Origin of the sequence: Stenotrophomonas maltophilia, from assembly GCF_006970445.1 — a bacterium.
GTDB classification, from domain to species: Bacteria; Pseudomonadota; Gammaproteobacteria; order Xanthomonadales; family Xanthomonadaceae; genus Stenotrophomonas; species Stenotrophomonas maltophilia_AU.
In genome coordinates this window covers 1,197,251-1,217,399 of sequence record NZ_CP033877.1, presented here as the reverse complement: position 1 = coordinate 1,217,399, position 20,149 = coordinate 1,197,251, and the positions used below count along the sequence as shown (strand labels likewise).

The following is a 20,149-nucleotide window of genomic DNA, read 5'->3' as shown; positions in this document are numbered from 1 at the left end:
GGCCGTTTGTTTTTGTGCAGGGCGGGTCGGATTCCTCCCGCGCGGGAGGGCCCTGACCTGCGCCTGGGCGCCGATGGTGGGGTCAGGGCCCATTGCCTGCAGCAACGGGATCCGACCCCGGCCCAGGCGATGCCCAGTGCCGGAAAGGCGATGCACAATGACGCGAATTGTAATGTTGTTAAGAATTATTTACATTTGCGTCCTGCGCAGTGACCGCGCCCCTCCCAGATGGACCTGCTGTGCCCGAAGCCGCCGCCCCGGGTGCTGGACGACTGTTGCCGCCCTTCCCCGCTTCCGAGCCTCGAGCCCACCATGTCCCTGCCCCTCCGTAACCGCCTGCCCCGCCGCGCGCTGCTGCCGGCCGCCCTGCTTTCGTCGTTGACACTGCTGGCCGCGCCCAGCGCGTTCGCCGCCGATGGCGCTGCCGATGCCGATGCCAAAACCCTGGACAGGGTGAGCGTGCGTGCCGAGCAGTCGGCTCCGCCGGCCAGCACCACGCGCCTGCCGATCACCCTGCAGGAAACGCCGCAGTCGGCCACCGCGATCATCCTGAAGCGCCTGCAGGACGAATCACTGTTCAGCATCAACGATGTGATGCGCAACGTGACCGGCGTCAGCGTGTCCTTCTATGACACGCAGCGCCCGCTGTACTACGCGCGCGGCTTTGCCATCACCGACTTCCAGGTCGATGGCATTCCCACCTACAGCGGCTCCACCAACCAGGAATACGACACCGCCTTCTACGACCGCATCGAAGTGATCCGCGGCGCCAACGGCCTGCTCAGCGGCGCCGGCGTGCCATCGGCCACGGTCAACCTGCTGCGCAAGCGCCCCGGCAAGGAATTCGATGCGTCGTTCGCGGTCAGCGCCGGCAGCTGGGACTACCGCCGCATGGAAGCCGACGTGACCGCGCCGCTGACCGCCGACGGCCGCTTCCGCAGCCGCGTGGTCGCCGCCTACACCGACCGCGGCCTGTACTACGACCGCTACAAGGAAAACAAGATGGCCGGCATGGCGGTGCTGGAAGGCGATGTCACCGACAGCACCACCGTCACCGTCGGCTACCAGACCCAGGACAACAACCCCACCGGTTCGACCTGGGGCACCGTGGCGTTCTTCGACAACCAGGGCAACTTCGCCCATCTGGCGCGCTCGACCAACCTGTCGCCGAAGTGGAGCTACTGGAAGCGCGAGAGCAACACCGCCTTCGCCAACCTGGAGCAGCGTTTCGGCGACAACTGGCTGTTGAAGATCAACACCGCCTACACCCGCGGCAACGTGCAGAACGTGCGCCTGTACGGCACCGGCAACCCGGACCCGGTGACCGGCTCGGGCATCTACCTGCGCGCGGCCGCCGGTGATTCGAAGGACACCCGCCGCAATGTCGATGCCTACCTGACCGGCACCTTCCCGCTGTTCGGCCGCGACCACGATCTCACCGTCGGCGCGCAGTGGTCGGACCTGGAAGGCACCACCAATACCGTGGCACTGAACTTCCCGGGCGACTGGGCGACCTGCGGGCGTGAGCGCTGCTACTACATCCCCAACGTGTTCAACTGGAACGGCGACATTTCCGAGGTGACCTACACCCGCACCGGCGCACGTCGCGTGGCCAAGACCACGCAGAGCGGCGTCTATCTGGCCACCCGCCTGCGCCTGGCCGAGCCGCTGTCCCTGATTGCCGGTGCACGCCTGAGCCGCTGGGAAACGCTCAGCCGCTCGTACAACGCCGCCGGTGCTTATACCGGCACCAGCGGTGCGTACAAGGTGAGCGATGAAGTCACCCCGTACGTGGGCCTGGTCTACGAGATCACCCCGAACGTCTCGGCGTATGCCAGCTACACCGAGATCTTCAATCCGCAGAACTACAAGGACCGCAACGAGAACCTGCTGGCACCGGTGCAGGGCTCGAACCTGGAAGCGGGCATCAAGACGCAGTGGTTCGATGGCCGCCTGACCGCCAATGCGGCAGTGTTCGAGGCCAAGCAGGACAACTACGCGGTGCGCGACATGAGCGTGCCGGAAGGCACGCTGAGCGACGGCAGCTCGGCCTACATCGGCATCAACGGCACCAAGGCACGTGGTTGGGAGATGGACGTCAACGGCGAGATCCTGCCGGGCTGGACGGTCAATGCCGGCTACACCCGCGTCAAGGTGACCCGCGCCGCCACCGACCTGCTGTACGCCAATCCGCCCAAGGACCTGCTGCAGCTCAACACCCAGCTGCAGCTGCGCGGCGCGCTGGAGCGCCTGAGCATCGGCGGTGGCCTGCAGTGGCAGAGCAAGGTGCAGGGCTACAACATCGCCTACCCGCTGGGAGGCACGGTGACGGTGAACCAGCCGGCCTACTCACTGGTGCAGTTCAACGCCAACTACCGCATCAGCGACAACTGGACCGCGACGCTGAGCGTGCGCAACGCGCTGGACAAGACCTACTGGGCCAACCTGGACTACAACAACTTCGGCGAGCCGCGCTTCGTGTCGGCCAGCCTGCGCTGGAAGTTCTGAGGCAGGCAGGGTTGCCGGGCTGCGCCCGGCACCCGCCGAAGCAACATCAAGGTCACATGCAGGTTTCCTGGGTAGCGGCGGGGCACTGTGGGTGTGCGGGGACGCCGTGAACCCGTCCATGGGGGCTTGGTCGCCGCATCCATGCGGCTCACACCCCGCACACCCGCAGTGCCCCGCCTCCGACAGATGTGCGGCGCTGTCGGTACGTGTCGAGCTTGGCCGACACGGTAGATGCATGAAATGCGTGGATTCAATGGCCTGGCGCTGGCGCCGGGCCATTCCCGGCGGTGACTCACCGCAGCCAGCGGCGCGCCAGCAGGAGTCCGCCGCAGTAGGTGAACGTCATGAACCCACTGACGAACAGCCACAGCCACGTCCAGGCAACCGCACGCGGGTGATCGTCGGGGACGAACAGCAGCGTGACGACGCTGGCGATCAATGACACGCCGGCCAACAACGTCCGCCGCTTCAGACGCAGCAGGTGCGCAACGCGCGCGGCCTCGTCCAGCGTTGACAGTTTCTCCCTGGCCTGGTCGAAAGCGCTGACCGCGCGCACTGCATCGCTGCGCGCCAACAGGTGGCGCACATCGAACCAGATCACGCCCGCGAACAGCAGGGGTAGACCCCATGCCCACAGCGGTGGCGGTGCGCCCTTCACCAATTGCCCCACCAGCATTCCCAACACATGGAGCCCCAGCAGTGCGAAGGCCACTACGCGGGTGAGCCTGCGCAGGCGTGCCATGCCGGCGGCCAATGTCCGTAGATCCATGCGGGTCTCCTTTCCCTGGACGGCGGGCGGCGCCCGCGTCGAGACCAAGCGTACAGAGGCCGAGCCTAAAACTGAATGCGCCCATCAGCACACCCACGCATGGCGTGGATCACCAGTCCCGGATTTGCTGCAGCGCGGATTGCACACCCATCATAATTATGCCGTAATTATTTCAATGCCAATCGGAAGCCGGTCGATGAACCCGAGCTGGGACACGTTGGAACGCAGCCGCCAGGCCCGCCTGCAACGGGCCGCGCCATGGGCCAGGGGCCGCGACGTTGCCGCCAGTGATGTGGGCGAACTGCTGCATGCGCTGCTGGAGCCCGGCGACAAGGTCTGCCTGGAAGGCAACAACCAGAAGCAGGCCGACTTCCTCGCCCAGGCGTTGGCCGACCTCGACCCCGCCCGCGTGCATGACCTGCACATGGTGCAGTCGGTGCTGTCGCTGCCCTCGCACCTGGACGTGTTCGAGCGCGGCGTCGCCTCGAAGCTGGACTTCTCGTTCTCCGGCCCGCAATCGGTGCGCCTGGCCAACCTGGTGGCCGAGGGCCGCATCCAGATCGGCGCCATCCACACCTACCTGGAACTGTTCGGCCGCTACTTCATCGACCTGACCCCGCGCGTGGCCCTGGTCGCAGCACAGGCCGCAGATCGGCACGGCAACCTGTACACCGGGCCGAATACCGAAGACACCCCGGTGATCGTCGAAGCCACCGCCTTCGGAGGTGGCATCGTCATCGCCCAGGTCAACGAGATCGTCGACACCCTCCCCCGCGTCGATATCCCCGCCGACTGGGTCAACTTCGTGGTGCAGGCGCCGCGCCCCAACCATATCGAGCCGCTGTTCACCCGCGACCCAGCGCAGATCTCCGAGATCCAGGTGCTGATGGCGATGATGGCCATCAAGGGTATCTATGCCGAATACGGCGTCAACCGCCTCAACCATGGCATCGGCTTCGACACCGCCGCCATCGAACTGCTGCTGCCGACCTACGCTGAATCGCTGGGGCTGAAGGGAAAGATCTGCCAGCACTGGGCGCTCAATCCGCACCCGGCGCTGATACCCGCCATCGAATCGGGCTTCGTCAGATCGGTGCACTCGTTCGGTTCGGAACTGGGCATGGAGAAGTACATCGCCGCGCGTAGTGATGTGTTCTTCACCGGTGCCGATGGCTCGATGCGCTCCAACCGCGCGTTCTCGCAGACCGCCGGCCTGTATGCCTGTGACATGTTCATCGGCTCCACCCTGCAGATCGACCTGCAGGGCAACAGTTCCACTGCCACCCGTGACCGCATCGCCGGCTTCGGTGGCGCGCCGAACATGGGTTCCGATGCACGCGGCCGGCGCCACGCCAGCGATGCCTGGATCAAGGCCGGGCAGCAGGCCGCACGCCCCGGCGAAATGCCGCGCGGGCGCAAGCTGGTGGTGCAGATGGTGGAAACCTTCCGCGAACACATGGCGCCGGCCTTCGTTGAACGACTCGATGCCTGGGAACTTGCCGAGCGCGCGGACATGCCGCTGCCGCCGGTGATGATCTACGGCGACGACGTCAGCCACGTGCTCACCGAGGAAGGCATCGCCAACCTGCTGCTGTGCCGCACTGCCGAGGAGCGCGAACAGGCGATCCGCGGCGTCTCCGGCTATACCGCGGTTGGCCTGGGCCGCGACCGCGCGATGGTGGAGAACCTGCGCGACCGCGGCGTGATCCGGCGCCCTGAGGACCTCGACATTTCGCCGCGCGATGCCAGTCGCGACCTGCTGGCCGCACGTTCGGTGAAGGACCTGGTGCGCTGGTCCGGCGGCCTGTACGACCCGCCCAAGCGCTTCCGCAACTGGTAAGGGACAGAGCATGGAAACCCTCGACTATCGATTCGACGGCCGCACCCGCGTGCAGTTCCCGCGCGATGTGGTGCTGGTAGGCGTGCTCGCCTCGGGCAACCTGGAAATCCTGCTGGAGCCCGCTGCGCTGGACGGTGCGATGACGGTGCGCATCATCACCGCCGCGCAGGGGTTCGGCAGCATCTGGCAGGCAGTGATCACCGACTTTGCCCATCGCCATCCGCTGCGCGATGTACGCGTGTCGATCAACGACGCCGGTGCCACCCCGGCGGTGGTCAGCCTGCGCCTGGACCAGGCGGTGGAAACATTGCTGGCCGGAGGCACGCCATGAGCCACGCTCGACGCCACAGCTATTACGAAGCCGATGCACGCGAGCGCATTGCCGGGCTGGTCGACGCCGGTTCGTTCCGCGAATTCCTCGGCCCGGCGCGGAGGATGATGAGCCCGCACCTGGCCCAGCTCGACCAGCCGGCCGCATTCGATGATGGCATCGTGGTCGGCGAAGCCACGCTGCAGGGCAAGCGCGTGCTGCTGGCCGCACAGCAGGGTGAGTTCATGGGCGGCGGCGTGGGCGAGGTGCACGGCGCCAAGCTGACCGGCCTGCTGCGCCGCGCGGCCGAAACACGCCCCGACGGCGTACTGCTGCTGCTGGACACCGGCGGCGTGCGCCTGCATGAAGCCAATGCCGGGCTGATCGCGATTTCCGAAATCATGCGCGCCACGCTGGGCGCACGCGCTGCCGGCGTGCCGGTGGTCGCCCTGATCGGCAGCGGCAACGGCGCCTTCGGTGGCATGGGCATCGTCGCCCGCTGCTGCACCACGGTCATCATGTCCGAAGAGGGGCGCCTGTCGCTGTCCGGCCCGGAAGTGATCGAGACCGTGCGTGGCGTGGAAGAGTTCGACTCACGCGATCGCGCGCTGGTGTGGCGCGTGACCGGTGGCAAGCACCGTTACCTGATCGACGAGGCCCAGGTGCTGGTACCCGACGCCATCGACGCCTTCGCCCACGCCGCCGCCGATGCACTGCAGCCCGATGCAGCCAGCAGCGATACCGGCACCGCACTGAGCGCCCTGCAGGCCCGCCACACCGCGCTGAAGGCACGCGTGCAGGCCTGGGGCGATTGCCGCGACGGGCTGGAGATCTGGACCCGTCAGGGCATTGCCGAGCCCGAGCGAATGCCCTTGCTGGATACCGATGCCTTCCTCGCCGCCACCGATGGCCGGAGCCTGCCATGAGTGCACCGCTGCAGACCCTTCTCGACGCGCTGTTCCCGCGTGGGCACGCTATCGACGTGCGCGATTCGGTAGTGACCGGCACGGCCACCACCGTCGATGGCGAAGTGACGGTGATCGGCACCACCGACCGTGTCGAGGTCGGCGTCGACCATGCACTCGTCCTGGCCGAAACCGTGCTGGCCAGCACCGCCGCGCATCCACAGCGTCCGATCGTGATGCTGGTCGACACCGCCGGCCAACGCCTGGCACGCCGTGACGAACTGCTCGGCATCAACGGTTACTTCGCGCACCTGGCGCAGACGCTGGATCTGGCACGCCGACGCGGTGCGCGGCTGGTGACGCTGGTCTATGGCGAGTCGGTCAGCGGCGGCTTCCTGTCGTTCGGCTTGATGGCCGACCACATCCACGCCCTGCCCGATGCACAGGTGCGGGTGATGGACCTGCGCGCGATGGCCCGGGTGACCAAGCAGCCATTGGAGAAACTGCAGGCGCTCAGCCAGACCTCGCCGGTGTTCGCACCGGGCGTGGCCAACTACGTGGCGATGGGCGCGGTCGATTCGATCTGGAACGGCGACCTGGCCGCATGCCTGCTGCAGGCGCTGCGCACGCCCGCCGATGGCGACCGCCGTGCCGTGCGCGGCGCCGAACGTGGCGGTCGCATGCTGGCCGCACGCGTGGCTGCAGCCGTGAGCCAGGGCGATGCCTGAGCGGCTGCCCCGCCATACGCTGGTCTGGTTGTCAGCGCACGCCCGCTGGCAGGCGGACATCGCCGCGCATGAGCCGCGCCTGGCCGACTGGTTTGCGCAGGGTCTGCCGGCCATCGTCGCCCGGCGTGCCGCCGACGATGCCGATCCCCGCCTGCGCCTCGGCGTACCGCTGCCGCCCGCTGAGGGCAAACTGCGCCTGGCCCTGCGCGTGCCGGCACACGATGTGCTGCGCACCGCGCCGCCACCGGCACTTCAGACGGTACTGGAAAGCGACCTTGTGCAGGATTGGCAGCGCCCCTTGCAGGCACTGCAGGACATCGCAGCGGCACGCGTATTCGGAGCGTTTGCCTGGCAGCACCTCACTGGACTGCACTATGTGCACGCGCGCTCGGACATCGATCTGCTGTGGCGGATCGACACCATCGCGCAGGCCGATGCCCTGGTGGTGCGCCTGCAGCAGTGGGAAGCCGAGCACGGCCGGCGGGTCGATGGCGAACTGTGCCTGGCCGACGGCGGCGCAGTGAACTGGCGCGAGTACGCCGGTGGTAGCCGCCAGGTGCTGGTCAAGCGCCTGCACGGTGCTGCGCTGGAAACCCGCGAACGGCTGTTCGTGGCCACCGGAGTCGCCGCATGAACGCCTTCGCGCAGGCCGCCCGGTCGGTTGCGCATCGCGTCGACAGCGCGCGTCTGGGGCGCCTTGCCGTCGCCAGCCTGCATGCGGAACTGGCGCTGGCACCGAAGCCAGGCCTGGTCACTCCGTTCGATACCGGCAGCCATCACGACATGGATGCCGGCACGTTCCTGCGCAGCCTGTTCGCACTGCGCCACTACTTCACCGCGATTGCCTGCGCCGGTGCCGACGATGCACCGTTCGCCGCCCTGCGCGCGCACGGCCTTGCCGCCGAGAGCGCGATGCTGCGCGCCACCGGCGGCATCAATACCCATCGCGGTGCCATCTTCAGCCTGGGCCTGCTGGTAGCCGCCGCCGCACGCTGCCGCCGCCAGCAGGGCCACGCCCCGCCCGCCGCGCAGGTCTGTCTTGGCGTGCAGCACTGGGCCGATGACTTCGCCGCTGCGCCGCTGGATGCATCCAGCCCCGGCCAGCGCGCGCGCCTGCGCCACGGTGTCGCGGGTGTCCGCGAGCAGGCCGCCGCCGGCTACCCCCTGCTGCGCGAACTGGCCGTACCCACCCTGCGCCACGCCCTGCACCATGGCCTTGCGCGCGATGCGGCCATGAGCCAGACCTTGATGCAGCTGGTTGCGCAGGTGGATGACCTGAACCTGCTGCATCGCGGCGGCGCTGAAGGCCTGCGCTGGGCGCAGCAGCAGGCCCACCGTTTCCTGGCCGAGGGCGGCGCGTTCGCACCCGGCTGGCAGGCACGCCTGCACGTCCTTGGCGAGGGCTTCATCGCCCGTCGCCTGAGCCCCGGTGGGAGTGCCGACCTGCTGGCCTGCGCCTGGTTCCTGCTGCAGCAGGAGGGCGCATGAGCCTTGCCCTGCTCTGCCCCGGCCAAGGTGCTCAGCATGCGGCGATGTTCGACCGCGTGCGCGATCTGCCCGCGGCCCGCGATGTCCTGCAGGCCGCGAGCGCGGTACTGGACCGTGATGTCTTCGCGGCCGCTGCCGACGAAGCGCGCTTCGACAATGTGCTGGCGCAACCGCTGCTGTGTGCGGCTACGCTGGCGCACTGGCTGGGCCTGCGCGACGGCCTGCCGGCGCCGGTGGTCGTGGCGGGCTACAGCATTGGTGAACTGGCCGCGCATTCGGTTGCCGGCAGCGTCGACGCCGCAACCTGCCTGGCCCTGGCCGCACAGCGCGCGCGGCTGATGGATGCCGCCAGCCCTGCCGATGCGGGCATGCAGGCGGTGCTGGGGCTGCAGCGCCACACCCTGCAGCCACTGTGCGATGCACACGGCGCGCATGTGGCCATTGCCAACGGGCAGGATCATTTCATCGTTGGCGGTACGCAGGCGTCCCTGCAGGCGCTGGCCGAGCCAGCACGCGCACAGGGTGCGGAGGTCCGCCCGTTGCCGGTGCATGTGCCGGCACACACGCCGCTGCTGGCCAGTGCGGTGGCACCGTTTGCCACCGCGCTTGATGCTTCGTCGCTGCAGGCGCCGCGCCTGCCGCTGCTGGCCGGCATCGATGCGCGCCCTGTGCGGGATCGCGCCGCCGTGGTGCACACGCTGTCGGCGCAGCTGGCACAGACCATCGAATGGGCGCAGGTGATGCGCCAGGCCTTCGAGCGTGGCGCGCGGGTATTCCTGCAGCTGGGCCCGGGCAACGCATTGGCGCGCATGGTCGCGCCGGCCTATCCGTGCTGCGAAGTGCGCGCGGTGGAAGAGTTCCAGAGCCTTGAAGGCGCCGCGGCCTGGGTCCGCAGCGCGCTGGAGCGGCTGCAGTAACGGGTTCGAGCAGTACGTATCACGCACCACGCCGTACGTCGCCTTACCCCGGGATGGCGGGTCTCCATCCGCGCTGTACGTGAGTCACGTGTCTGGGAGGGCGCATGAGTCCACAAATCGCAACGATCATCGGTCTGGTGATCATGTTCATCGTCGCCACGGCGATGCCGATCAACATGGGCGCGGTCGCCTTCGCACTGGCCTTCATCATCGGCGGGCTGTGGGTCGACATGGGCGGCAAGGAGGTCCTGGCCGGGTTCCCCGGCGATCTGTTCCTGACCCTGGTCGGCATCACCTACCTGTTCGCCATCGCGCAGAAGAACGGCACCATCGACCTGCTGGTGCACTGGGCAGTGAAAGCGGTGCGTGGCCATATCGTGGCCATTCCATGGGTGATGTTCGTGATCACCGCGGTCCTCACCGCGTTCGGTGCGCTGGGCCCGGCGGCGGTCGCGATCATCGGCCCGGTCGCCCTGCGCTTTGCCAAGCAGTACAACATCAACCCGCTGATGATGGGCCTGCTGGTCATCCATGGCGCCCAGGCGGGCGGCTTCTCGCCCATCAGTGTGTACGGCAGCATCACCAATGGCGTGGTGCAGAAGGCCGGGCTGGAAGTGACCGAGATGGCGGTGTTCCTGACCAGCCTCGGCTTCAACTTCATGATGGCGATCATCTGCTTCTTCGCCTTCGGTGGCATCGCCCTGCTGCGCCGTGGCTCGATCAGCGTGGCCGACGGCGTCGGCACTGCCGATCTGGCGATGGCCGGCGGCCCACAGGCGTCGTCGCGGCAGTTCGCGATCGAAGGCCATGGCGCGCTGGTCGCCGCTGGCGGCGGCACCCTGTCCAACGACCCGGCGGCGCTGGAAGCGGTGGGCTTCACCCGCGAGCGTCTGTTCACCCTGATCGGCCTGCTGGGCCTGGGCGTGGCCGCGCTGATCTACAACCTCAACGTGGGCCTGGTCTCGATCACCGTGGCGGTGGCGCTGGCGCTGCTGTCGCCGCAGAGCCAGAAGGGTGCGGTCGATGGCATCAGCTGGTCCACCGTGCTGCTGATCTGCGGTGTGGTGACCTACATCGGCGTGCTGGAACATGCCGGCGCGGTCGACTTCATCGGCCACGGTGTTTCCAGCATCGGCATTCCGCTGCTGGGTGCGCTGCTGGTCTGCTATGTCGGCGGCATCGTGTCCGCCTTTGCTTCGTCGGCGGCGGTGCTGGGCGCGACCATTCCGCTGGCGGTGCCGTTCCTGATGCAGGGCCACCTCAGCGCAGCCGGCGTGATCTGCGCGCTGGCGGTGTCGTCCACCATCGTCGATGTCAGCCCGTTCTCAACCAATGGCGCACTGGTGGTGGCCTCGGCAGCCAAGGAAGAACGCGAGACCCTGTTCCGCCGCTTCCTGGTCTACAGCGGACTGGTGGTGGCGCTTGGGCCGCTGCTGGCCTGGCTGGTGTTCGTGGTGCCAGGCTGGATGTAACCGCCATCGGGACGTGCCGGCCGCTGGCCGGCGCGACCTGGCGTTACACTCTGCGCATGGCCATTGCCCCTGCCCCGCGGTCACCGAAGAAGCGCGCGCCTCTGTATGAAGAGGTGGCCGAGCACGTGCGCGAGCGCATCTACGACTACCGGCTGCCGCCGGGCGAGTGGATCGACGAGCCCGCGCTGTGCGAAGAACTGGGCATCAGCCGCACGCCCCTGCGCGAGGCGTTGAAGCTGCTGGCAGCCGAAGGCCTGGTGCAGATCGATGCCGGCCGTGGCTGCCGGGTCACCCGGCTGACGCTGGAAGACCTCAACCAGCTGTTCCCGGTAATGGCCATGCTGGAAGGTCGCTGCGCGCATGAGGCGGTGAAGCACATCGACGAAGCCGGCGTGCGACAGCTGGAAGAGCTGCACGCAGCGATGGAAACCGCGGCCGCCGAAGGCAACATTGCCGAGTATTACCGCAACAACTACCTGATCCACGAAACCGTGCAGCACTACGCAGGCAATCCGTGGCTGATCCGCATCACCCACGACCTGCACCGCATCCTGAAGATGCACCGTGGCCGCCAGCTGTTGACGCCCGGCCGCACCGCGCAGTCGCTGGCCGAACACCGCGAGCTGATGGAGTGCTTCCGCCGCCGCGACGCACAGGCTGCCGAACGCACCATGGAGCGCCATCTGCTGAGCCAGGGCCAGGCCCTGGCCGCCTATGTGGCGTCGGGCGGACTGCTGAACGTACCGGCGCCGTTGCCCACCGAAGGTGGCGGCTGAGCGGATGAGGTTGCCGGCCAGCGGCCGGCACTACCAGGACGTGACCTTGGCCGGCCCCCCGGAACGTCTCATCAATCGCCGCCACCGCAGCTGCCGCCGTCGCTGCTGCCACCATCACTGCTGCAGTCGGAGCTGCTGTAGCTGTGATGGCTGTGGTTGTCACTGGAATAGCCAACGGAGGTGTCATGGGTTCCGCCGCCATCCCCCCGGCTGCCCGAGCCATCGGCCGTGGCCACTGCCAGGCACAGGATGGCGCCAACCAGCGGCAGCAGCCAGACCAGCAGCAGCTGCACCGCGCGACCGCCCGCCGACAGGCCATCGCGCTGGGCAACCACCACGGTGGCCACCACGTTCAGGCCCAGCACCAGCAGGACCAGCAGAAGGGCAACGATCAGCATTCGGCGGCTCCATGCCTGGACTGGAGGGCATTATGGGCCTGCCAGCCCGGCAATGGCCCTGCCTGTCATGAAGATGGGACAATGTAGGGCGCGCCGGCCTGCTTCCAGGCCGCCGGCGCCCCCCGCACCACACGGAAGAAGAAGAACAACAACATGCTGAAAGTCATTTTTGATACCGACCCGGGCGTCGACGACGCCCTGGCGCTGCTGTACCTGCACAAGCACGCCCAGATCGACCTGATCGGCGTCACCACCACCTTCGGCAATGCCTCGGTGGAGTCGACCACGCACAACGCGCTGTACCTGAAGCAGGCCTGGGGCTTTGCCGCCCCGGTCGCGCGCGGCGCCGCAGGCCCGCTGCAGCCGGAAGCCACCCCGGAAGCCTGGCCGGTACACATCCACGGCCACAACGGACTGGGCAACCACCCGGTGCCGGCCGAACTGGACGTGGCCGCTGATGCCCGCCCGGCCCATCAGCTGATCATCGATCTGGTCCGCACCCATCCGGGCGAAGTGACCCTGGTCGCGGTCGGTCGCATGACCAACCTGGCCCTGGCCCTGCAGCAGGCCCCGGACATTGCCGGTCTGGTGCGCGGCGTGGTGATCATGGGCGGCGCCTTCCACGTCAACGGCAACATCACCCCGGCCGCCGAGGCCAACATCTGGGGCGATGCCGAAGCGGCCGACGTGGTGTTCACCGCCAACTGGCCGGTCACTGCGATCGGCCTGGACGTGACCACCCGCGTTGAAATGAACCGTGACGGTCTGGACACGCTGGCCGCTATCGGCGGTGCCGATGCCGAGCTGGTGCGTGCGCTGTCGCAGGATTACGTGGACTTCTACCTGCAGGCCGGCCACAAGGGCATGGTGGTGCATGACTGCTGCGCCTGCATCGCGCTGACCCGCCCGGAACTGTTCCAGTTCGAGCGCGCCAGCGTGCGCGTGGCCACCGACGGCGTTGCCCGCGGCATGACCATTCCCAAGCCGGAAGGCCTGGCGTTCGGCCCCAGCGTGTGGGACGGCCACGTGGTGCAGTCGATTGCCATCGGCGTGGATGCGGCCGCGGTACTGGCCGACATCGAGCAGACCCTGAAGGTCTGACCCGCTAGCGCTTGGCCCTGCCCGGGACCGTCTCGGGCAGGGTCCACAGCACCGGCAACACCAGCACCGCCACCAGCGCGATCATCGCGCCCGGCGCCGCCGCCCAGCCGCTGCGCTCCACCCACCATTGCGCCAGCCATGGCGTTGCACCGCCGAAGAAGGCGGTGGCCATGGTCACCCCCAGTGCCAGCCCGCTGACCCGGCCCTCGCCCGGGAATTGTTCGGCCGTGGCCGGGGCCGCCACCGCGCTTACACCACCGGCCACGCAGGCCAGCAGCACCGCGGCCAGCACGATGCCCAGCGCCGTCGCCTGCGCCATCCACGCAAACAGGGACAGTGGCAACAACGCTGCCAGCACGGTCAGGCCCAGCAACACCGGCCGTCGTCCAACGCGGTCGGACAATGCGCCACACAACGGCGTGATCGCGATCACTGCCACCGCCGCAATCGTCGACAGCCACAGTGCGTCGCCCTCGTCATGACCCCGCGCGTGCAGGAACGCAGGCACATAGGTGATGCCCACGTAGTAGGTGATCGAGCCCAGCGCCGAGATCGCGAAGGTGCGTGCCACCGCCAGCGGATGGTTGCGCAGTACGTGGCGAAGCGGTGTAGCCGGAATGCTGCCTTCGCGGCGCTGACGCTCGAACTCCGGCGATTCGTGCATGCCCGAGCGCGCGACCAGGATCACCAGTGCCAGCGCCGCGCCGACGAAGAACGGAATACGCCAGCCCCAGCTGTCCAGCTGTGCGGGCGCGAGCAGCCCCACGGTAACCGCGGAGATCGCCACCGCCAGCAGTGCGCCTACTTCGCTGGCGGCCGAGGCCAGCGAGGTCACCAGGCCACGTCGCCGCGCCGGTGCGCTTTCCAGCAGGTACGCCACCACGCCGGTGTACTCACCGCCGACCGAAAACGCCATCACGCAGCGCAGTACCAGCAGCAGCACGCCCGCCGTCGTGCCTGCTGTGGCCGCGGTCGGCAGCAGCGCAGTGGCCAGCATTGCCGCCGCCATCAACGCCATCGAAGCCAGCAGCATCCAGCGCCGGCCCAGGCGGTCGCCCAGGTGGCCGAAGCACAGCGCGCCCAGCGGACGCATCAGGTAGGACACCGCGAAGCCGGCCAGGGTGACCAGCAGCGCCTGTTCGCCGCCGCCGAAGAACACCCGCGACAACACCGTGGCGAAGTACAGGTACAGGGTGAAGTCGTACCACTCCACCACCGTGGACAGGCCCGCCACCCACATCGAGCGCTGCCGCGCCACGGTCATTGCGTATTCGCCTTCAACAGCCTCGATCCCGGATGTACAGGTTCCGCGCAGCGTGGCATGGACGGGGTGAAATGCCGGTCGTCAGCTATCCGCTGCCTGCATGTACTGGGTTTCATGGCCGGTGAAACGCTCACCGTCAAAGCCGAAACAGAAGCGCCCTTCCTCGAACACGCGGTAGACCAGCAACGCGCCATCGAGGCAGAACTGCTGCTGGTCCACGCCCGTTTCCAGTGTCCCGTATCCGGTTGCATCACCGCCCTTCCCCGCCGGCCCGGTGAAGGCATCGAACGGCAGTGGCGTCGCCCTGCCCGTGCGGGTATCGACCAGCACCAGCGTGCGCTGGAAGTACTCTGGACGATCATCGACCTGTACCAGCAGGTAGTGCTGGTTGAAATTGGGCTCCTGGTGCTGGAGCGCATTGTCGATGGCGGCCCGGTGCGGCGCATCGCAGAAGTCGACCGGGCTGTAGCGGTAGCTGCAACCGTCGTGGTCGTAGGGCAGGTTCATGCCCGAGTAGCTGACGCCTGCCTGGCTGCCCACGTCGTCTCCCGGTTCCGGCGTGCTGCACAGCAGCCACGAACGCTGCGCATCCTCGGGGTCGGCCAGCAGCTTCGGCTCTCGGCCCTCCTCGTAAGCCGCACCACCCGGGAAGTCCTGGCCGAAACGCTGGCGGACGATGGGACGCGCCTTCTCCAGCGGCAGGCCGATCCTGGCCCCCCGGAACGAAACGAACGTCATCGTCGGCAGGATCACTTCCTCCACCGGCAGCCCCTTCCATTGCCCCTGCACGCAGAACGTGGCGATCTCGTTCTCCCCGTCCTCCTTGCAAGGTTTCGGCGCGTTCGCAGCCAACCAGGGGTGGGCCGGGCGGTCGGTTTGGTGATCGATGTACCAGCCGTCCAGCGCGCAGGTCGGCAAGGCATCGAGTAGCGGTGAGAGGTCTGTTGCGGTGGCCGGGGCGGCAAGCGGTGTGCCCGCTGCGGGTGCCAAGGTCGACGCGTCCGGTGTGCGCTGGCAGGCCGCCAGCGCGAGTAGACCGACCAGCAGCGCGACGTGGCGCGGACGCCGGATTGAATGCTGCGTTCCCTGCATTGCGTGTTTCCTGGTTTCGACACTCCCTGCAGATGATCGCCGATCCCGGGGCCGGGCAGGATTGCCATAGATCAGCGCCGTGCGTGGATGCTCTGACCGCGCCAATTACCCCGGCAGCTGCAGCTCCGCCCGCAAGCCGCCCCCCTCGCGGTTGTGCAACCGCAGCGAGCCGCCCAGCGACTGCGCCAGCTGCACCGCGATGGCCAGGCCCAGGCCGGTTCCGCCGGTATCGCGATTGCGCGAGCTTTCCAGCCGGTGGAACGGCGCCAGCACCGCCTGCAGCTGGCCCTCGGGAATGCCGGGGCCACGGTCGGAAATTCCGATCCACACCCTTCCGGCCTCATCGCGGCCCGCCTCGATCTCGGCGGCACCGGCGTAGCGCAACGCGTTGTCGACCAGATTACCGACCACCCGGCGCAGCGGCTGCGGCCAGGTCTGCACGACCAGTCCAGCGGGCGCACCACCACTGACCGGCTTGCCCATGTCCTCGTAATCGCCGACCACACTGGCCAGGAACGCGCCCAGGTCCATCGACACCGGCGCGCCACTGGCGACGTGGCTGCTGCGCGCATAGGCCACGCCCTCACGCACCAGTTGACCCAGGTGGTCGAGGTCGGCCAGCAGCCGCTGCTGGGTGCTGTCTTCAGGCAGGGTCTCCACCCGGAGCTTCATGCGCGTGATGGGGGTCTGCAGGTCGTGCGAGATCGCGGCCAGGATCTGCAGGCGCTCACTGACATGGCCACGAATGCGTGCCTGCAGTGCATTGAGTGCGGCCGCCGCGCCGCCCACTTCCGCAGGGCCGTCTTCAGGCAGTGCAGACCCGTCCTTGCCCGGCTGCAGATGCTCCACCGCATGCGACAGCTGCTGCAGCGGGCGCATGGCCAGGCGCACCGCCAACCACGCGCACACCAGCAGCAGCGCCAGCTGCACCAGCAGCACGGCGGGCAGCCAACGTGCCAGCGGCAGGCCCGACGGAGTGACTTCAATGGTCAAGGGTGTGCCGTCGTGCAGGCGCAGTTCCACCTCGAACCGCTCCGGCAGGCGAGCCACCTGGCGCGCCTGCAACGGATAGCGGTGCTGCAGGCTGTCGTCGATGATCGCCGTGACCTGGCGTGCACGATCGGTCTGCAGCCCTGGTCCGGCCGCGGCGGGGCGCAGCAGGTAACGGTAGGTGCGCCGCTCCAGCCGCGGCACCCAGGCATCGCGCTGGTCCTCGGGCAGGTGCTCCAGCAGCGCGACACTCACGGCCACGTCTTCATCGAGGTTGCGCAGCATCATGCTGCGGGTGGACTGGTAGCGTTCGAAGAACAGCAGGCCGAAGGACAGTGCGTGGGCCAGGGCCAGTCCGCCCAGCAACACCAGCAGCAGCCGCGCCGACAGCGTGCGCGGCCAGCGTGGACGGCGTGCGGTGGTGTTCATTCGTCCGGTCCCAGCAACTGCACCGGCACGCTGAACACATAGCCTTCGCTGCGCACGGTCTTGATGTAGGTCGGCTCGCGTGCGTCGTCACCCAGGCGCTGCCGCACGCGGCTGACCAGCAGGTCGATCGAGCGATCGAACAGTTCGGCATCGCGGCCCTGGGTGAGGCTGAGCAACTGGTCGCGGCTGAGCACCCGATTGGCGTGATCGAGGAACACGCGAAGCAGGCGGAACTCGGCGCCACTGAGCGGATACGCGGTGTCCTGCGCATCCAGCAGGTGGCGTGCGGTGGTGTCCAGGCGCCACTCGCCGAAGGCCAGCTGGCGACCTGCTTCGCTCACCTGCAGATTCGGCGGCAGCATCCGGGTGCGGCGGATCACCGCATTGATGCGTGCCAGCAGTTCGCGCGAAGAGAAGGGCTTGGTCACGTAGTCGTCAGCGCCCATTTCCAGGCCGATGATGCGGTCGGTCTCGTCGTCGCGGGCGGTCAGCAGCACCACCGGCACCGCACGATGCTTGCCGGCGCGCAGGTTGCGGCACAGGCTCAGGCCGTCCTCGCCCGGCATCATCACGTCCAGCACCACCAGATCCACGGCATGGGTATCCATCAGCGCGCGCATGGCCCGGCCACCGTCGGCCTGGCTCACGCGCAGGCCGTTGCGTTGCAGGTAGTCGGCCAGCATCTGGCGAATCTCGCTGTCATCGTCGACGACCAGGATGTGCGGTACATGGTTCATTGCGTTCTCGATGAAGGCAGGGGGACAGCGCCGCGCGGCGCGGCCATGGTAGCGCGGCTCAGGGGCTGGCCAGCAGGCGCTGGATCTCGCTTTCGGTACGTGCGTAGTCGCCCTCGCCGTAATGGCGGTAGACCACCCGCCCCTGCCGGTCGAGCAGGTACAGCGCGGGCCAGAAGCGGTTGCCCCAGGCGTTCCAGATCCGGTACTGGTTGTCCTGCACCACCGGCCAGGTGATATCCAACCGTGCGATGGCCTTGCGCACGTTGCCGGGCAGCCCTTCATAGGCGAATTCCGGCGTATGCACGCCGATCACCCTCAGGCCCTGCGACGCGTATCGCGCATGCCACTGGTGGACATAGGGCGCCACGTTGAGGCAGTTGCTGCAGGTGTAGGTCCAGAACTCGACCAGCACCACCTGCCCCTGTAACTGCTTCAGTGTGAGCGGTGGGCTGTTGTGCCAGGGCCCGCCACCGTCGAACCCCGCCATCGGTGCGGCATCGAGCGGCTGCGCGCCGGCATCCGCACCGGGCCATGCCAGCAGCAACGCCGCTCCGCCCAGCAGCCCCAGCAACAGCGGCAATGCGTACCCTCGCAGTGCGGCCATCGCTCAGCCCCCCTGCTCGGCCAGCGGCAGTTCCGCCGGCTTCACCCCTGCCGCTTCCAGGATGCTGTCGGCCACCTGCGCCGGATGCGAAAGCAGCGACACATGGCTGCTGCCGATCGATTGCAGCTGTGCACCGATGCGACGTGCGGTCGCGGCCTGCAGTTGCGGCGACAGCATGCGGTCATCGCGGCTGAGCACGTACCAGCTCGGCTTGCTGCGCCACGCCGCAACGTTCACCACCTCGCCCAGCGCGCTGGCCTTCAACGGGACCTGCGTGCTGTACAGCAGTGCGGCCGATTTTTTCATCACGTCCGGCGCGAAGTCCTGGGCGATGGCATCAGCCGGCAACGTCAGGTAGCCATCCCTTTCCTGCAGTCGGGCCAGGCCCGGACCGACCGGGAAACCTTCGCCCTGTTGCGCCGAAGACTGCCCTGCATCCGGTGCGAAGGCCGCCACGTACACCAGCGCCTGCACCTTCGGGTCATTGCCCGCTTCGGTGATGACCGTGCCACCCCAGCTGTGGCCGACCAGCACCACCTTGCCGGGCGCGGCGGCAATCGCGCGACGGGTGGCGGCGACATCGTCGGCCAACGAGGTGAGCGGATTCTGTACGGCCACCGCCGGCAGCTTCCAGTCATGCAGGGTACTGATGACCTTGCTCCAGCTGGAGCCATCGGCGAAGGCGCCGTGCACCAGGATGACGGTGGGCGGTGCAGCGGTATCGGCCTGGCTGGCGAAGGCGGGGGCCGCGGCGCCGGCAAGGGCGACAGCAGCGGCAAGCAACGAGGTACGGATCATGGGTGGCACTCCGGTGTTGGGAGTGGCCATTTCCGCCTGCCGGTGTATCACCGCTGTTTCTCCGCGGCCCAGAGTTGTACCGGACTGTAGGGCGCAGGCGGGTTTCTACAGTGGGATACATTCGGGCGCCGGTCCTGGCTGGGCGCTACCGGGTGGATATCGCTCCCCGCACGCGGGCGCGCAACGCCCCGATGTGCGTCAACGCATCGTCTTTGTATCTGACTGTACGAAACCCCGCCGCGGCCACAGTCGCTGACAAAACCCCGGGCAACGGCACACGTTGCCGATACCTGCGCCGCCTGAAATGGCCTCCATCGACCACTGGCCCGCAGGACACCACCATGATCAGCACCGCCTCTTCCGTGTATACCCCCCGCCTGGACGCCGTGGGCCGCTGGCTCTCGCCATTGGCGCTGCGCACCCTGCTGGCCTGGGAGTTCTTTGAATCCGGCCGCGAGAAGCTGGGCGGCCAGAACTGGTTCGCCGACCTGGAAGGCCGCTTCCCGTTCCCGTTCTCCACCCTGCCCGCGTCGTTGAACTGGCAGCTTGCCACCTGGCTGGAACTGGTGGGTGCGGTGATGCTGCTGCTCGGCCTGGCCACGCGCTCAGTGGCCTACGTCTTCTGGGTGTTGACCGTGGTCGCCATCGCTGCCGTGCACTGGCCCGACCAATGGAACGGCCTGGGTGAACTCTGGCAGGGCTATGCGATCACCGACCAGGGCTACGGCAACTTCAAGCTGCCGCTGCTGTTCCTGGCCATGCTGCTGCCACTGATCCTCAACGGCGGTGGCGCGCTCAGCGTGGACCGGCTGCTGGCCGGCTCACAGCATGCCCCCGTCGGCAATGACGGCCTGGGCTGGGGCGTCAGCCTGATCGCCCTGCTGCTGCCGGTTGCCGCGCTGTTGCCCGGCATCGGCTTCGGTGGCGCCCTGCTCGGTGGCGTGCTGCTGCTGGGCTATCTGCTGCGTCGCCGCCGCACCGCCTGAGCCGCTTCCCCCTGTTCCCGAACGTTTCCCTTTCCGT

At 68.0% G+C, this 20,149-nt stretch carries 20 protein-coding genes; 12 read left to right on the top strand and 8 right to left on the bottom strand.

Annotated features, from left to right (window positions below; genetic code table 11):
• Positions 1-312 precede the first annotated feature (312 nt).
• Positions 313-2,508 (top strand): TonB-dependent siderophore receptor, encoded by a 2,196-nt coding sequence (locus tag EGM71_RS05595; protein ID WP_188488332.1) that lies wholly within the window; start codon positions 313-315, stop codon positions 2,506-2,508.
• Positions 2,509-2,800: 292 nt separating this feature from the next.
• On the opposite strand, the gene EGM71_RS05590 is transcribed toward EGM71_RS05595, so the two are convergent.
• Positions 2,801-3,250: a hypothetical protein gene (locus tag EGM71_RS05590; RefSeq protein WP_188488330.1), complete on the bottom strand. Its 450-nt coding sequence runs from the start codon at positions 3,248-3,250 to the stop codon at positions 2,801-2,803.
• A 223-nt stretch (positions 3,251-3,473) separates the two neighbouring features.
• Between EGM71_RS05590 and mdcA the strand changes: the two genes are divergently transcribed.
• The 9 genes from mdcA to EGM71_RS05545 all read left to right on the top strand — a co-directional run bounded on the left by mdcA (position 3,474) and on the right by EGM71_RS05545 (position 11,713).
• Entirely contained in the window at positions 3,474-5,117 is a 1,644-nt protein-coding gene (mdcA, locus tag EGM71_RS05585; RefSeq protein ID WP_188488328.1) for a malonate decarboxylase subunit alpha, read from the top strand.
• A gap of 10 nt (positions 5,118-5,127) precedes the next feature.
• Positions 5,128-5,448, top strand: a complete 321-nt coding sequence (gene mdcC / locus EGM71_RS05580) for a malonate decarboxylase acyl carrier protein (protein ID WP_188488326.1) — start codon at positions 5,128-5,130, stop codon at positions 5,446-5,448.
• Positions 5,445-6,353: a biotin-independent malonate decarboxylase subunit beta gene (locus EGM71_RS05575; RefSeq protein ID WP_188488324.1), complete on the top strand. Its 909-nt coding sequence runs from the start codon at positions 5,445-5,447 to the stop codon at positions 6,351-6,353. Before mdcC ends, EGM71_RS05575 begins: the two co-directional genes overlap by 4 nt.
• A complete protein-coding gene (gene mdcE, locus EGM71_RS05570; protein ID WP_188488322.1) occupies positions 6,350-7,060 on the top strand; it encodes a biotin-independent malonate decarboxylase subunit gamma in 711 nt (236 codons plus the stop codon). Before EGM71_RS05575 ends, mdcE begins: the two co-directional genes overlap by 4 nt.
• Positions 7,053-7,694, top strand: coding sequence for a malonate decarboxylase holo-[acyl-carrier-protein] synthase (gene mdcG, locus EGM71_RS05565; protein WP_188488320.1), 642 nt, complete (start codon positions 7,053-7,055; stop codon positions 7,692-7,694). Before mdcE ends, mdcG begins: the two co-directional genes overlap by 8 nt.
• On the top strand, positions 7,691-8,548 hold the full coding sequence (mdcB, locus tag EGM71_RS05560) for a triphosphoribosyl-dephospho-CoA synthase MdcB (RefSeq protein ID WP_188488318.1): 858 nt from the start codon (positions 7,691-7,693) through the stop codon (positions 8,546-8,548). Before mdcG ends, mdcB begins: the two co-directional genes overlap by 4 nt.
• Positions 8,545-9,465, top strand: a complete 921-nt coding sequence (gene mdcH, locus EGM71_RS05555; RefSeq protein WP_188488315.1) for a malonate decarboxylase subunit epsilon — start codon at positions 8,545-8,547, stop codon at positions 9,463-9,465. The genes mdcB and mdcH overlap by 4 nt, the downstream gene beginning before the upstream one ends.
• 104 nt (positions 9,466-9,569) lie before the next feature.
• Positions 9,570-10,937 (top strand): SLC13 family permease, encoded by a 1,368-nt coding sequence (locus EGM71_RS05550; RefSeq protein WP_188488313.1) that lies wholly within the window; start codon positions 9,570-9,572, stop codon positions 10,935-10,937.
• A 56-nt stretch (positions 10,938-10,993) separates the two neighbouring features.
• Positions 10,994-11,713, top strand: coding sequence for a GntR family transcriptional regulator (locus EGM71_RS05545; protein WP_188488311.1), 720 nt, complete (start codon positions 10,994-10,996; stop codon positions 11,711-11,713).
• Positions 11,714-11,784: 71 nt separating this feature from the next.
• On the opposite strand, the gene EGM71_RS05540 is transcribed toward EGM71_RS05545, so the two are convergent.
• Positions 11,785-12,111 carry a hypothetical protein gene (locus EGM71_RS05540; protein ID WP_188488310.1) on the bottom strand — a complete coding sequence of 109 codons (327 nt, stop codon included), beginning with the start codon at positions 12,109-12,111 and terminating at the stop codon, positions 11,785-11,787.
• A 153-nt stretch (positions 12,112-12,264) separates the two neighbouring features.
• Between EGM71_RS05540 and EGM71_RS05535 the strand changes: the two genes are divergently transcribed.
• On the top strand, positions 12,265-13,212 hold the full coding sequence (locus EGM71_RS05535) for a nucleoside hydrolase (protein ID WP_188488308.1): 948 nt from the start codon (positions 12,265-12,267) through the stop codon (positions 13,210-13,212).
• Between the two features lie 4 nt (positions 13,213-13,216).
• Here the strand turns inward: EGM71_RS05535 and EGM71_RS05530 are convergent, their stop codons facing one another.
• From EGM71_RS05530 to EGM71_RS05505, 6 genes are all read right to left on the bottom strand, one after another.
• Positions 13,217-14,476: an MFS transporter gene (locus EGM71_RS05530; protein ID WP_188488307.1), complete on the bottom strand. Its 1,260-nt coding sequence runs from the start codon at positions 14,474-14,476 to the stop codon at positions 13,217-13,219.
• Positions 14,477-14,557: 81 nt separating this feature from the next.
• The gene (locus tag EGM71_RS05525) at positions 14,558-15,568 is read right to left on the bottom strand and encodes a hypothetical protein (protein WP_188488305.1); all 1,011 of its coding nucleotides are present in this window, start codon (positions 15,566-15,568) and stop codon (positions 14,558-14,560) included.
• 105 nt (positions 15,569-15,673) lie between these two features.
• A complete protein-coding gene (locus tag EGM71_RS05520; RefSeq protein WP_188488303.1) occupies positions 15,674-16,987 on the bottom strand; it encodes a sensor histidine kinase in 1,314 nt (437 codons plus the stop codon).
• Complete coding sequence (locus tag EGM71_RS05515; protein WP_032960784.1) at positions 16,984-17,724, bottom strand: response regulator; 741 nt, start codon at positions 17,722-17,724, stop codon at positions 16,984-16,986. Before EGM71_RS05515 ends, EGM71_RS05520 begins: the two co-directional genes overlap by 4 nt.
• A gap of 58 nt (positions 17,725-17,782) precedes the next feature.
• On the bottom strand, positions 17,783-18,328 hold the full coding sequence (locus EGM71_RS05510; RefSeq protein WP_049422763.1) for a redoxin family protein: 546 nt from the start codon (positions 18,326-18,328) through the stop codon (positions 17,783-17,785).
• Between the two features lie 3 nt (positions 18,329-18,331).
• Positions 18,332-19,126 (bottom strand): alpha/beta fold hydrolase, encoded by a 795-nt coding sequence (locus tag EGM71_RS05505; RefSeq protein ID WP_188488301.1) that lies wholly within the window; start codon positions 19,124-19,126, stop codon positions 18,332-18,334.
• 341 nt (positions 19,127-19,467) lie between these two features.
• On the opposite strand from EGM71_RS05505, the gene EGM71_RS05500 reads away from it, so the two are divergent.
• Entirely contained in the window at positions 19,468-20,112 is a 645-nt protein-coding gene (locus tag EGM71_RS05500) for an HvfX family Cu-binding RiPP maturation protein (RefSeq protein ID WP_188488299.1), read from the top strand.
• The last annotated feature ends 37 nt before the right edge of the window (positions 20,113-20,149 follow it).